Source organism: Micromonospora sp. NPDC005707 (genome assembly GCF_040631005.1).
Classification (GTDB): Bacteria; Actinomycetota; Actinomycetes; order Mycobacteriales; family Micromonosporaceae; genus Micromonospora.
Window position 1 is genome coordinate 1 of sequence record NZ_JBEXYR010000004.1, and the last position, 11,986, is coordinate 11,986.

Below are 11,986 nucleotides of genomic sequence, written 5' to 3' on the forward strand. Positions count from 1 at the left end.
GCCGGGCGCCCCCCCCCCCCGCCCCCGCCCCCCCCGGCGCGCCCGCAACCGCGCCGGTCGGGCGGGCGGGCGGCGGGCGGCCCGCGGCCGGACCGGGTGCGACGGTCCGGCCGGCCGGGTTGCGCATCCGCTGGCTGCTGGCCGGCATCGCCGCGGTGCTGGTGGCGCTGGTGGCCGGCGTCTCGCTCGGCCCGGTCAGCCTGCCACCGGGCAGCGTCGCCGCCGAACTGCTCAACCTGCTGCCCGGGGTACACCTGGACAGCGGGCTGACCGAGCGGGAGATCGCCATCGTCACCGAGCTGCGCCTGCCCCGGGTCGTGCTCGGCCTGCTCGTCGGCGGGCTGCTCGCCCTGGCCGGCGGCTGCTACCAGGGCGTCTTCCGCAACCCCCTCGCCGACCCGTACCTGCTGGGGGTGGCGGCCGGCGCCGGGCTCGCGGTGACCGCGGTCATCACGCTGGGCGCCGGCGCGGGCGGGGCGATCACCGGGATGCCGGTCACCATCCCGCTCGCCGCGTTCGTCGGGTCGCTCGGCGCGGTCGCCATGACGTACGGGCTCGGCGCGGCGGGCGGCCGGTCCCGGTCACCGGCCACGCTGATCCTGGCCGGGGTGGCGGTCTCGGCGTTCCTTTCCGCCGGGCAGACGTACCTGCTGCAACGGCACTCCGACAGCATCCAGCAGGTCTACTCCTGGCTGCTCGGCCGGCTCGCCACCGCCGGCTGGCACGACGTCCTGCTGGTCCTGCCCTACTTCGTGCTCACCGCCGTGGTGGTGCTGCTGCACCGGCGTGAGCTGGACGTGCTCTCCGTCGGCGACGACGAGGCCACCAGCCTCGGCCTGCACCCGCAGCGCTCCCGCTACCTGCTGATCGCCGCCGCCTCGCTGGGCACCGCCGCCGCGGTCTCCGCCTCCGGCCTGATCGGCTTCGTGGGCATCATCGTGCCGCACACCGTGCGGCTGCTCGCCGGGTCGAGCTACCGGGTGATCCTGCCGCTGTCGATGCTCTTCGGCGGGGCGTTCCTGGCGCTGACCGACGTGGTCGCCCGGACCGCCGCCGCCCCCGCCGAGATCCCGATCGGCGTGGTCACCGCCCTGCTCGGCGGGCCGTTCTTCGTGCTCGTCCTGCGCACCGCCCGCCGGGTGCTGACATGAGCGCGCCCGCGGTCGAGCTGCGCGGCCTCCGGGTCGAGCTGGGCGGCACGCCCATCCTGGCCGGCGTCGACCTCGCCGTCGCGGTGGGCGAGTGGGTCACCGTGATCGGCCCGAACGGCGCCGGCAAGTCGACCCTGCTGCGCGCCGTCGGCGGCCTGCTGCCCGCGCCGGGCGCGGTCTCCCTCTTCGGTACGCCGATCAACTCCCTCCGCCGCCGCGACCGGGCCCGGGTGGTGGCCACCGTGGCGCAGTCCCCGGTGGTGCCGGCCGGCATGTCGGTCCTCGACTACGTGCTGCTGGGCCGCACCCCGTACATCCCGGCGCTGGGTCGGGAGTCCGCCGCCGACCTGGCCGCCGTGCACGAGGTGCTGGACCGGCTCGACCTGGGCGCGTTCGGTCGGCGCGAGCTGGCCACCCTCTCCGGCGGCGAGCGGCAGCGCGTCTTCCTGGCCCGGGCGCTGGCCCAGGGCGCCACCCTGCTGCTGCTGGACGAGCCGACGAGCGCGCTGGACATCGGGCACCAGCAGGAGGTGCTGGAGCTGGTCGACCAGCTCCGCCGGGAGCACGACCTGACCGTGCTCGCCACCATGCACGACCTCTCCATCGCCGGCGAGTACGCCGACCGCCTGGTCCTGCTCGCCGAGGGCCGGGTCGCCGCCGCCGGCCCGCCGCAGGAGGTCCTCACCGAAGCCCTGCTGGCCCGCCACTACCGCGCCAACGTGCGCGTCATCCCCGGCGACCACGGTCCCCTGGTGGTCCCCGTCCGCCCCCGCTGACCGGGCTGCTCAGCGGAGGGCGGTGACGGAGAAGAGCGCGCCCTGGGGGTCGCGGAGCGCGGCGCTGCGGCCGGCCGGGTTGTCCCGGGGCGGGACGAGGATTGTGCCGCCCAGCTCGGCGGCCCGGGCCGCCGTGGCGTCCGCGTCCTCGACCGCGAAGTAGACCGTCCAGTAGGCCGGCAGGTCCTCGGGCAGCGGCTCCAACTGCGGCATCATGCCGGCGACGATCCGGGCGCCGCACCGCCAGCCCGTGTAGGTGACCGGGCCGGACGCCTGCTCCTCGGGATGCCAGCCGAAGACCAGCGCGTAGAAGTCCTTCGCCCGTTCGGGGTCGGGCGTGACCAGCTCGTTCCAGCACATCGCGCCGGGGGCGTTGAACAACTCCGCCCCGCGCATCGCCATCGGCTGCCAGACGCTGAACACCGCGCCGGCCGGGTCGGCGAGGACCGTCATCCGGCCCTGCTCGAAGACGTCGAACGGGGAGACCACCACCTGGCCCCCGGCCGCCTCCACCCGGGTGGCGACCAGGTCCGCGTCGTCGGTGGCCACGTACGTCGACCAGACCGGCACCTGGTCCGGTGCGGCGGGCGGCCCGGCCCCGGCGACGGCCCGGCCGTCCTTGAGGAACGTGGTGTAACCGCCCGCACCCGGCTCCGCGGACACCCGGCCGGTCCAGCCGAACAGCTCCGGGTAGAACCGCTTCGCGTCGTCCAGGCCGGGCGTGGCCAGGTCGGCCCAGCAGGGCGTGCCGGGCTCCACGCCGTCCACGCTGACCCCTCTCGCCGGGAGCGGCCCCGATGGCACGCCCTGCCGGCATCGTGGCACCGTCCCGCCGGCCACCGGGCCGGATTCGGACAAAAGGTCAGGTGAAGCGGCGTCCCTCGTCCCGCCGGTACGCCCACCCGGCGACCCCCGCGAGCACCACCACCCAGACGACCAGCATCACCAGGGCCCGGGGGTCGGGCCGCCAGTCGGTGACGGCCGCCCACATCAGCTCGACCGCGCCCCGGGTCGGCAGGTAGGGGGCGATCGCCTGGATGAAGCCGGGCGCGTCGTCCGGGCCGGAGAGCAGGCCGCCGCCGAAGGCCAGCGGGAAGAACACCACCTGGGCCACCACGATGGCCGCCTTGCTCGGCAGCGAGTAGCCGATGGCCATGCCCAGCAGGGTGAACGGCACCGAGATCACCGCCACGCCGGCGAGGCCGAGCAGGAACTGCGCCGGCGTCACCCGCGCCGCGGTGGCGACCGCGGCGATCACCACCACCGGGATCATCGAGAAGTAGGTCAGCACCAGCCCGGCCAGGATCCGCCCGGCCAGGCGCGGCCCGGGACCGGCCGGGAGGGTGCGCGTGTACGGGTTCCAGGGCTGGTCGCGGTCCTCGGCCACGCCGATGCCGTACTGGAAGATGTTGGCGCTCATCACCGCGAAGGTGACCATGGCGGCGGTGGCGTACGTGGCGCCGGCGGCGTCGTCACCGGCGAACGGCACCACGAAGAAGAGCATGGCGGCGGCCGGGAAGAAGGCGCTGCCGACCACCGCGACCGGGATCCGGATGGTCTCCAGGAGCTGGTAGCGGGCGTGGACCAGGGCGAGCGGCACGGAGATCTCCTAGGCGAGGGTGGGTGCGGGCCGGTCGTCGGCGGTCAGGGTGAGGAACGCCTCCTCCAGCGAGGTGGGCCGGACCTCCAGGTCGCGGAACGCCACGCCGGCGGTGACCAGGTCCCGGACGAGCTGGTCGGCGTCGGTGGTGAGCAGGTGGGTGCGTCCCTCGGCGTGCTCGGTGGCCACCACGCCGGGCAGTGACGGCAGGTCGTCGGCGACCAGGCTGACCCTGCGTACGCCGACGATGCCGCGGATCGCCGCCACCGAGTCGTCGGCGAGGACGCGGCCGTGGCCGATCACCACCACCCGCTCCGCCAGCGCCTCCACCTCCTCCAGGTAGTGGCTGCTCAGCAGGACCGTGCCGCCCTCGGCGTGGAAGGCCCGGACGGCCTCCCACAGGGTGCGCCGGGCCTCCACGTCCAGCCCGGTGGTGGGCTCGTCGAGGACCACGAGGCGGGGCCGGCCGACGAAGGCGAGCGCCACGGCCAGCCGGCGGCGCTGCCCGCCGGAAAGGCCGCCGGTCTGCCGGCGCACCTGGTCGGTGAGGCCGAACCGGTCGAGCAGCTCGGCCCGGGGCACCGGGTCGGGGAAGTGCGCGGAGACGAAGTCGACCACCTCGCCGACCCGCAGCGTGCCGGGCAGGCCGGTCTCCTGCGGGGTCACCCCGAGCTGCCGCCGGCTCGCCGGGTCACGCGGGTCGCCGCCGAGCAGCTCGACCCGGCCGGCGGTGGGGCGGCGCAGCCCGACCAGCAGGTTGAGCAGGGTGCTCTTGCCGGCGCCGTTCGGGCCGAGCAGGCCGACCAGCTCCCCGGCGCGGACGGTCAGGTCGACCCGGTCCAGTGCCAGCACCTCGCCGTAGCGGCGGCTGACCTGGTCGGCGCGGGCCAGGATCATCTTCAGGCTCCTCAGGGGGTTGCGGTCCCGGGCGGGCGTGCCCTGATCTGTGTACCGTGCCGGCGCGAATTCCACCGCCCCGCGCGGAGGGGTGCCGATCGCCTACTGTGGTAATCCCGTTGTCCGGCCACGCCGGGAGCGGGTGACCGCCGGCTGGACACTGGGGAGGGTCCGCGTGACGAGTCCGAGCAGGAACCTGGAGGTCCAGCCGGAAGCGCTGACCGCCTTCGCCGCCGCGTCCCGGGAACGGGCCGGCCGCTTCCGCGAGCTGCGCCGGGTCTTCCACGACGGGCACGTGCCCCGGCACTCCTTCGGCATCATGCCGGCGTCGTTCAGCCTCGCCGCCGCGTACGCCGAGCAGTTCGAGGCGTGCCTGCAGGGGCTGGAGGACGGCGCCGAGGTGATGGCCGACATCGCCGAGGGGATCAGCGACACGGCCGGCGCCTACACGGGGACCGACGTGGCGATCACCGACATGTTCACGCCGGGCGGCTGAGGGGGCCTGATGAGCACCGAGGCGTTGCAGCGCAACAAGACCTACTTCGAGCAGATCGTGTCGGGCACGCCCGACCCGTTCAAGCCGCTCTCCAACGCAGTGCTCTGGCCGTTCGAGCAGCTGCTGGAGCTGGTCGCCGGCGAGCCCGACGACCTCATGCAGGCGGCCCAGCTCGCCCTGAGCACCGGTGAGGCGGTACGCCAGATCGCGGGTGACCAGATCGCCGACCGGGCCCGGCTGCGCGGCGCCTGGGACGGCGACGCGGCGGAGAAGTTCCACGCCTCGATGGAATCGGTCGAGGAGGCGATCGAGGAGCTGGCCAAGGGGCTGGACGGCACCAAGGAGGTGCTGGTCGACGCCGCGAACGCGGCGGTCGACGCGTTCAACCTGCTGGTCGAGCTGATCCTGGAGTTCCTGCTCTGGTTCCTGACCGAGGTGATCATCGCCGCGGTGGCCGCCGTGCTCAGCGCGGGCGTGACGCTGGCCGCCACGGTCGTCCGGGTGCTCGCCCGGCTGGCCACCACTGTCGGCCGCATGGTCAAGATCGTGGCCCGGTTCGCGGAGATCCTCACGAAGCTGGTCGCCAAGCTGGAGCGGGTCGCCGAACTGCTCATGGAGTACCGCCGAGTGGTGCTGGAGCTGAAGAAGGCCAAGAAGGCGTACCGGCTCTGGAACAAGTCCGGTTACAGCCGGGAGGGGCTCTCGTTCATGGCGAAGCGGACGGCCATCCTCTTCCCCGGCAAGTTCGCGATCAACCAGGCCTCGCCGGTGAACGTGAACGGCATCGGCGGCGCCCTGCTCGACACGGGGGTCGGCCTGCACGACATCTCCGACGGGCACAAGGACCGCAACTACCTGGTGGACGGCACCTACTCGGAGGACCTGGGGCCGTACACCAAGGGCGTGCAGAACGTCTTCGACTCGATCGTGAACTGAGAGGCAGCCATGACCTTCCCAGCCCTGGACCGGATCGAGGCGCTGGCCCGCAACCTGGACGGGTGGCAGCGCGAACTCGGCGCGCGGATGGCCGAGCTGGAGCAGAGCAGCGCCGAGGGGGTGAGCGACTCCGGCCTGGTCACCGTCACGGCGGCCGCGGACGGCAGGATCCTCTCCACCGAGATCAACGCGCGGGCCATGCGCTTCGACTCCTACACCCTCGCCGAGGAGATCACCGCCGCGGCGAACCGGGCCCAGGAGGCCGCGGCCACCCGGGTTCGGGAGATCGTCGGCGAGGTGATGGGCGCCGCGCCGGCCGCCGAGCGCCCCAGCGACGACGGCCACGGCCACGACCGGTACTGAACCGATGGACCAGACCGCATACCGGGACCGGATCGGCCAGCTCGTCGAGCCGGGCGAGCGGGTGCTGGCGTACGCGGAGGCCGAGGCGGCGAACGGCGCGTCTCCACCTCCGCCAGCCGAGGCGGCGAAGCCGGAGGCGCCCGCCGGCCCCGTGAGCATCGGGGCCGTGCTGCTCAACGTGATCTCGCCGCTGGTCAGTTGGGCCTGGGGCGATCGGGTGGTGGACCGGGTGGTCTGGGGGATCGCGGGGCGCGGCGCCCCCGGTTCGGCGGCCTCCCGCCTGCGCCACGCGCTGCAACCGCCCGGTCCGGACCTGGCGGTGCGGGACACCCTGCTGGTGGCCACCGACCGGCGGCTGCTGGTCTGCGTGAGCGGGCCGAGAAAGTTGCTGTCCAGCCGGGCGGACGACGAGCGGTCCGTGGCGGAGACCGGGATCGCCTGGTCGGCTTCGCGGGCGGAGGTGGCGTCGGCCCGGGTGGGCTGGCACCGGCTGAACCCGAAGCGGCTGCGCCTCGACTTCGCCGACGGCTCCTGGCTCGCCTTCACCGTGCCGATCGCCGAGTCCGGCCGCCCCCTGCGGGACGTCGCCGCCGCCCTCGCCGGCTGAGCCCCCGGCGGCCGGGGCCGGTCAGCCGGCCAGCGGGGCGGGCAGCGGTTCGCGGTGCAGCACGGCCAGCCGGGAGACCGCCCGGGTCAGCACCACGTAGAGGCGGTGCAGGCCGCGCGGCTCGGCGGCCACGATCGCGGCCGGCTCGACGACCACCACGTGGTCGTACTCCAGGCCCTTGACCAGGGTCGCCGGGACGACGGTGACCCGCGCCGCGGCCTCCACGTCGTCGGCGGTCGCGGTCTCGACGCCCGCGTCGGCGAGGGCCGCGCGGAGCCGGTCCACCGTGTCGTCGGCGGCGATCACGCCGACCGAGCCGTCGTGCGCCAGCGCCGCCCGCACCTCGGCCACCGCCGCGGCAGTCAGATCCTCGACGGTACGCACGTCGAGCGTCCCGTCGCGGCGCAGCGACTGCGCCGGGGGCACATCGACGGCGAGCGCCGGCAGCAGCCGGTTGGCGAAGGCGACCACCGCGGCCGGCACCCGGAAGCCGATGCTCAGCGGCACCACCGCCGCGTCCGGCTTGCCCAGGTGGGCCAGGGACTCCCGCCAGTCGGTGGCCGCCCAGGGCGCGGTGCCCTGGGCCAGGTCGCCGAGGAGGGTGACGGAGCCGTGCTCGCTGCGCCGGGCGATGGCCCGGCACTGCATCGGGGAGAGGTCCTGCGCCTCGTCGACCACCACGTGCCCGAAGCCGGCGGGCCGTTCCAGCAGCCCGGCGGCCTCGTCGATGAGCACCGCGTCGGCGGCGGTCCACCGGGTCGCCTTCGGGGTGCGCCCGACCGGGCCCGACCGGAACAGTTCCTGCTCCTCGGCCGTGAGCAGGCCGTCGGCGGCGGCCGCGAGCGCGTCGGGGCCGGTCCGCAGCCGGTGCAGCAGCCCGTCGGGGGTGAGCGCCGGCCAGACCGCGTCGAGGAACTCGGTGACCGGCTTCGCCTTGCTCATCCGGCGCAACCAGGCGTCGCTGGGCGACTCCGCCCGGCGGGCCTCGGACTGGCGTTGCAGCAGCCCCACCACGCGGGCGCGCACCCGGTCCCGGCCGGTGGCGTACGGCAGGTCCTCGCGGCGGGTCTCCTCGACCAGCCGGTGCAGCGGGTCGAGGCCGATCCGCCAGCGGTACGAGCCGTCCGAGACCATGATCGGCTCGGTGGGCGTGCCGATGTGCGCGTAGACCGCGCGGCGCAGCACCTCGGCCATCCGGACGTCGTGCTTGAGGGTGGCCACGGCGGGATCGTCGACCGCGCGGACCGGCAGCCGGACGACCAGGTCCTCGACCGTGGCCTGCTCGACCTCGACCTCGCCGAGCGCCGGCAGCACCGCCGCGATGTAGGACAGGAACGCCCGGTTCGGTCCGACGATCAGCACACCCGACCGGCGCAGCCGCTCGCGGTGCAGATAGAGCAGGTACGCGGCGCGGTGCAGCCCGACCGCCGTCTTTCCGGTGCCCGGCGCGCCCTGGACGCAGATCGAGTCGGCGAGGTCGGCCCGGACCAGCTCGTCCTGCTCGGGCTGGATGGTGGCGACGATGTCGCGCATCGGGCCGACGCGGGGGCGCTCGATCTCGGCGGTGAGGATGCGGCTGGCGGTGCCCAGCTCCTCGCCGCGGTCGAGGCGCTCGTCCTCGAAGCTGGTCAGCACGCCGGAGCTGAACCCGAACCGGCGCCGGACCGCGACGCCCTGCGGGTCCCGGGCGCTGGCCCGGTAGAACGACCGGGAGACCGGTGCCCGCCAGTCCAGCACGAGCGGCTCGCCCAGCTCGTCGCTCACGTGCCGGCGCCCGACGTGGTAGTCGCGTCCGGCATGGTCCGGATCGCTGTCGCCGAAGTCGAGCCGGCCGAAGAAGAGCGGGGTGTTCGGGTCGTCGGCGAGTTCCTTCACCCGCCGGGCCATGTGCCGGCCGAGCTGCTCGGCGGTGTACGCGTCCCCGGCCACCTTGTCGCCGGTGGCGAAGAGGGACTCGGCGCGCTCGCGCATCTGCCGCAGCGCCGCGCGGGAGGTGTCCAGGTGGGCGCGCTCGGCGACGAGCTCGGCGTCGAGGGTCTGTTCTTGGGCGTGCAGGGTCATCCACGTACTCCTCGTCACGGGGAACAACGCTGCCGCTCGCGTTTCCGACCTCGGGTCGGCGCGGGACGTCCTGTGCGGTGCTACTCACCACGGCCGTCGGGCGGGACAGAGCAGCCTACTCCGGCCGGGTGAGTGGGCAACTGAATTTCCCGGTCACCGGCTTAGGCGGGATCATGGGTGGCATGACGGAGGCGCGGCCGGAGCAGCGCCGGGTGACGATCAGCGACCCGCAGGTGATGCGGGCCCTGGCCCACCCGGCCCGTATGGCGATCATGGAGCATCTCAGCACGGTGGAGGGCGGTGCGACCGCCACCGAGTGCGCCGAGATCGCCGGCTTGTCGCCGAGCGCGACCAGCTACCACCTGCGGGAGTTGGCGAAGTTCGGCCTGATCGAGGAGGCCCCGGGCCGGGGGGATGCCCGCGAGCGGGTCTGGCAGGCGTTCAGCCCGTCCTACTACATCGAGACCGGGCAGGACGCCGACTCCGAGGCCCGCGCCGCCGAGCTGGCCCTGGTTGACGCGCACCTGGCCCGGGACAGCCAGCGCGCCCGGGACTGGATCCGCCGCGCGCCCGACGAGCCCAGCGACTGGTATGAGGCGGCCTGGTTCAGTGACACCCTGCTGCTGCTCACGGCCGACGAGTTGGCCGCGCTGAACCAGGCGGTCCATGGGCTGCTGGACCCGTACCGGCGGCGGTTGCGGACCGACCCGCCGGAGGGGGCGCGGACGGTCGCCGTGCAGTACCGGGCGCTGCCCCTGGAGTGAATCGGGGGTTGAGCAAACAGGTGTGAAGGATTATCTTCGAAGTATGTCCTTCACATCTGGTCCGTCGCGCTGGTCCGACATCTGGCTCGTCACCGCGGCCCGAGGGGTCTCCACCTGCGGCGACTTCCTCGCCGCCAGCGCGCTGGCGCTGGCCCTCCAGTCCGCCGGCGCGGGCGGGCTCGCCGTCTCCGGGTTGATGCTCGCCGCCACCCTGCCCCTGGCGGTGCTCGCCCCGCTGACCGGCCGGCTTGCCGACCGGGTGGACAGTCGCCTGCTGCTGGTGGCCGCCGGGCTCGGCCAGGCCGCGATCTGCCTCGCGCTCGCGTACGCCGGGCACCCGGCCCTGATCGTCGCGCTGGTGGCGGCGCTCGCCGCCGGTCTCGCCGTCACCCAGCCGGTCCTCTCCGCGCTGGTGCCGGCCATGGTCCGGGCCGAGGACATGCCCCGGGCCAGCGCGCTCAACCAGACCGCCGGCACCCTCGGCGCGTTGGCCGGGCCGGCGCTCGCCGGGTTGCTGGTCGGTGGGTTCGGCGCCCGGCTGCCGCTGCTGCTCGACGCCGGCAGCTATCTCGCGTTGGTCGCGGCCGGGTTGCTGATCCGGACCCGCCGCGGTGGGAGGCGCCGACCGGCCCCGGTGACGATGCCCAGCACGGCCGGTGAGCTGCCGGCGGCCACCTGGCGGTTGCGCCGGGACCCGCTGCTGGTCGCGATGATCACGACCCTCGCCGGGGTGATCGGCGCGGTCGGGGCGATCAACGTGATCGAGGTCTTCTTCATCCGTGAGACGCTGGGCAGCTCCACCACCATGTACGGCCTGGTGACCGGTTCCTGGACGCTCGGCATCCTGGTCGGGGCGTGGCTGTTCGCCCGGCTGGCCCGGCGGTTGACCGACGACGGACGGATGCTGATCGGCTACCTCGCCCTGCTCGCCGGGTGCTGCCTGATGGTCCTGCTCTCCGCCGCCGTACCCGCCGCCCTCCTGCTGGTGCCCGTCTGGCTGCTCGGCGGGGTGGGCAACGGCGGCGCCAACGTCTTCGACAACGTGCTGCTGGCCCGGCGGGTGCCCGAAGCCGCGCGCGGCCGCGCGTACGCCGCGCTCGGTGCGTCCGTCCAGGGCGCCGCCATGGTCGGCTACGTGCTCGGCGGCCTGCTGCTGGAAGTGGCCGCCCCCCGGCCCCTGGTCGCCGCCTGCGGGGCGGCCGGGCTGCTGGTGATCGTGCTGGTCGCGCTGCCGGTCACCCGGGCCGTCCGGATCGAGCGCGCGGCGGCGGGCGCTCGTCCCGCGTCGGCGGTCGGCCCGGAAACGCCCGGGTCGGCGGTGGCCGGTGCGGAGCCGGCCGGGCCCGGCGGGCCGACGCCCGATGCGGAGTTGGCCACTTCCTCCTCCTCCCGCTGAGCCGCCTGTGACGGGCAGCGATACGGTCGGGTCATGGCCGACCGTATCGCCCGTCCCCGCGTGGGGCACATCCAGTTCCTCAACTGCCTGCCCATCTACTGGGGGCTGATGCGGTCCGGCGCGCTGATCGACGTCGACCTGCACAAGGACTCGCCGGACCGGTTGAACGCCGGGCTGGTCGCCGGTGACCTGGACATCGGCCCGATCTCGCAGGTGGAATACCTGCGGCACGCCGACGAGCTGCTGCTCCTGCCGGACCTGGCGGTCGGCAGCGACGGCCCGGTGCTCTCGGTCAACGTGGTCTCCACCCGGCCCCTCACCGAGCTGGACGGCGCCCGGGTGGCGCTCGGCTCCACCTCGCGCACCGGGGTGCTCCTGGCGCAGTTGCTGCTCGGCGAGCGCTACGGGGTGCGCCCCGAATATTTCCGCTGCCCGCCCGACCTGACCCAGATGCTGCTGGAGGCCGACGCCGGGGTGCTGATCGGCGACGTGGCGCTGCGAGCGCTCTACGAGGCGCCGCGCAAGGGCCTGGCGGTGACCGACCTCGGGCAGGCCTGGCGCGAGTGGACCGGGCTGCCCATGGTCTTCGCCGTCTGGGCGGTCCGCCGCGAGTTCGCCGCCGCGCACCCCGGGCTGGTCAAGGAGGTGCACGAGGCGTTCCTGCGCTCGCGTGACCTGTGCCTGGCCGAGCTGGACCAGGTGGCCGAGGCCGGGGCCCGCTGGGAGCCGTTCGACGCGGAGACCCTGGCGACGTACTTCCGTACCCTCGACTTCTCCCTTGGGGAGCGGCAGGTGGCCGGCCTGCGCGAGTTCGCCCGTCGCGCCGCGGCGATCGGCGAGGCGCCGCCGCTGCCCGCCGGGGGACCTGAGTTCTTCCAGGGCTGACCCGCCCACGACGGCGATGTGGCGGTGTCCCGGGATCGGGACACCGCCACATCG

General features: G+C 74.5%; 13 protein-coding genes. 9 read left to right on the forward strand and 4 right to left on the reverse strand.

Features of this window, described 5'->3' with window-relative positions; genetic code table 11:
• Positions 1–119: 119 nt before the first annotated feature.
• Positions 120–1,151: an iron ABC transporter permease gene (locus tag ABZ452_RS07765; protein ID WP_357940094.1), complete on the forward strand. Its 1,032-nt coding sequence runs from the start codon at positions 120–122 to the stop codon at positions 1,149–1,151.
• Positions 1,148–1,927: an ABC transporter ATP-binding protein gene (locus ABZ452_RS07770; protein WP_357940096.1), complete on the forward strand. Its 780-nt coding sequence runs from the start codon at positions 1,148–1,150 to the stop codon at positions 1,925–1,927. The genes ABZ452_RS07765 and ABZ452_RS07770 overlap by 4 nt, the downstream gene beginning before the upstream one ends.
• Before the next feature lie 9 nt (positions 1,928–1,936).
• Here ABZ452_RS07770 and ABZ452_RS07775 read toward each other — a convergent pair whose 3' ends face one another.
• From ABZ452_RS07775 to ABZ452_RS07785, 3 genes are all read right to left on the reverse strand, one after another.
• Complete coding sequence (locus ABZ452_RS07775; protein ID WP_357940098.1) at positions 1,937–2,695, reverse strand: VOC family protein; 759 nt, start codon at positions 2,693–2,695, stop codon at positions 1,937–1,939.
• Positions 2,696–2,789: 94 nt separating this feature from the next.
• Positions 2,790–3,527 (reverse strand): ABC transporter permease, encoded by a 738-nt coding sequence (locus tag ABZ452_RS07780; RefSeq protein WP_357940100.1) that lies wholly within the window; start codon positions 3,525–3,527, stop codon positions 2,790–2,792.
• A 9-nt stretch (positions 3,528–3,536) separates the two neighbouring features.
• Positions 3,537–4,424, reverse strand: a complete 888-nt coding sequence (locus tag ABZ452_RS07785) for an ABC transporter ATP-binding protein (protein WP_357940102.1) — start codon at positions 4,422–4,424, stop codon at positions 3,537–3,539.
• 175 nt (positions 4,425–4,599) lie between these two features.
• On the opposite strand from ABZ452_RS07785, the gene ABZ452_RS07790 reads away from it, so the two are divergent.
• From ABZ452_RS07790 to ABZ452_RS07805, 4 genes are read left to right on the forward strand one after another with little or no spacing between them, the layout of a single operon-like run.
• Positions 4,600–4,920, forward strand: a complete 321-nt coding sequence (locus tag ABZ452_RS07790; RefSeq protein ID WP_357940104.1) for a type VII secretion target — start codon at positions 4,600–4,602, stop codon at positions 4,918–4,920.
• Between the two features lie 9 nt (positions 4,921–4,929).
• Positions 4,930–5,856 carry a WXG100 family type VII secretion target gene (locus tag ABZ452_RS07795; RefSeq protein WP_357940106.1) on the forward strand — a complete coding sequence of 309 codons (927 nt, stop codon included), beginning with the start codon at positions 4,930–4,932 and terminating at the stop codon, positions 5,854–5,856.
• 9 nt (positions 5,857–5,865) lie between these two features.
• The gene (locus ABZ452_RS07800; RefSeq protein ID WP_357940108.1) at positions 5,866–6,219 is read left to right on the forward strand and encodes a YbaB/EbfC family nucleoid-associated protein; all 354 of its coding nucleotides are present in this window, start codon (positions 5,866–5,868) and stop codon (positions 6,217–6,219) included.
• Positions 6,220–6,223: 4 nt separating this feature from the next.
• A complete protein-coding gene (locus tag ABZ452_RS07805) occupies positions 6,224–6,826 on the forward strand; it encodes a hypothetical protein (RefSeq protein ID WP_357940110.1) in 603 nt (200 codons plus the stop codon).
• Positions 6,827–6,847: 21 nt separating this feature from the next.
• On the opposite strand, the gene ABZ452_RS07810 is transcribed toward ABZ452_RS07805, so the two are convergent.
• A complete protein-coding gene (locus tag ABZ452_RS07810; protein ID WP_357940112.1) occupies positions 6,848–8,887 on the reverse strand; it encodes an AAA family ATPase in 2,040 nt (679 codons plus the stop codon).
• A 182-nt stretch (positions 8,888–9,069) separates the two neighbouring features.
• Between ABZ452_RS07810 and ABZ452_RS07815 the strand changes: the two genes are divergently transcribed.
• Genes ABZ452_RS07815 through ABZ452_RS07825 form a run of 3 tightly spaced genes read left to right on the forward strand, consistent with a single transcriptional unit; the run spans position 9,070 to position 11,932 of the window.
• Positions 9,070–9,651, forward strand: coding sequence for a winged helix-turn-helix domain-containing protein (locus tag ABZ452_RS07815; protein ID WP_357940114.1), 582 nt, complete (start codon positions 9,070–9,072; stop codon positions 9,649–9,651).
• A gap of 43 nt (positions 9,652–9,694) precedes the next feature.
• Complete coding sequence (locus tag ABZ452_RS07820; protein ID WP_357940116.1) at positions 9,695–11,047, forward strand: MFS transporter; 1,353 nt, start codon at positions 9,695–9,697, stop codon at positions 11,045–11,047.
• 33 nt (positions 11,048–11,080) lie between these two features.
• On the forward strand, positions 11,081–11,932 hold the full coding sequence (locus ABZ452_RS07825; protein ID WP_357940118.1) for a menaquinone biosynthesis protein: 852 nt from the start codon (positions 11,081–11,083) through the stop codon (positions 11,930–11,932).
• Positions 11,933–11,986 lie beyond the last annotated feature (54 nt).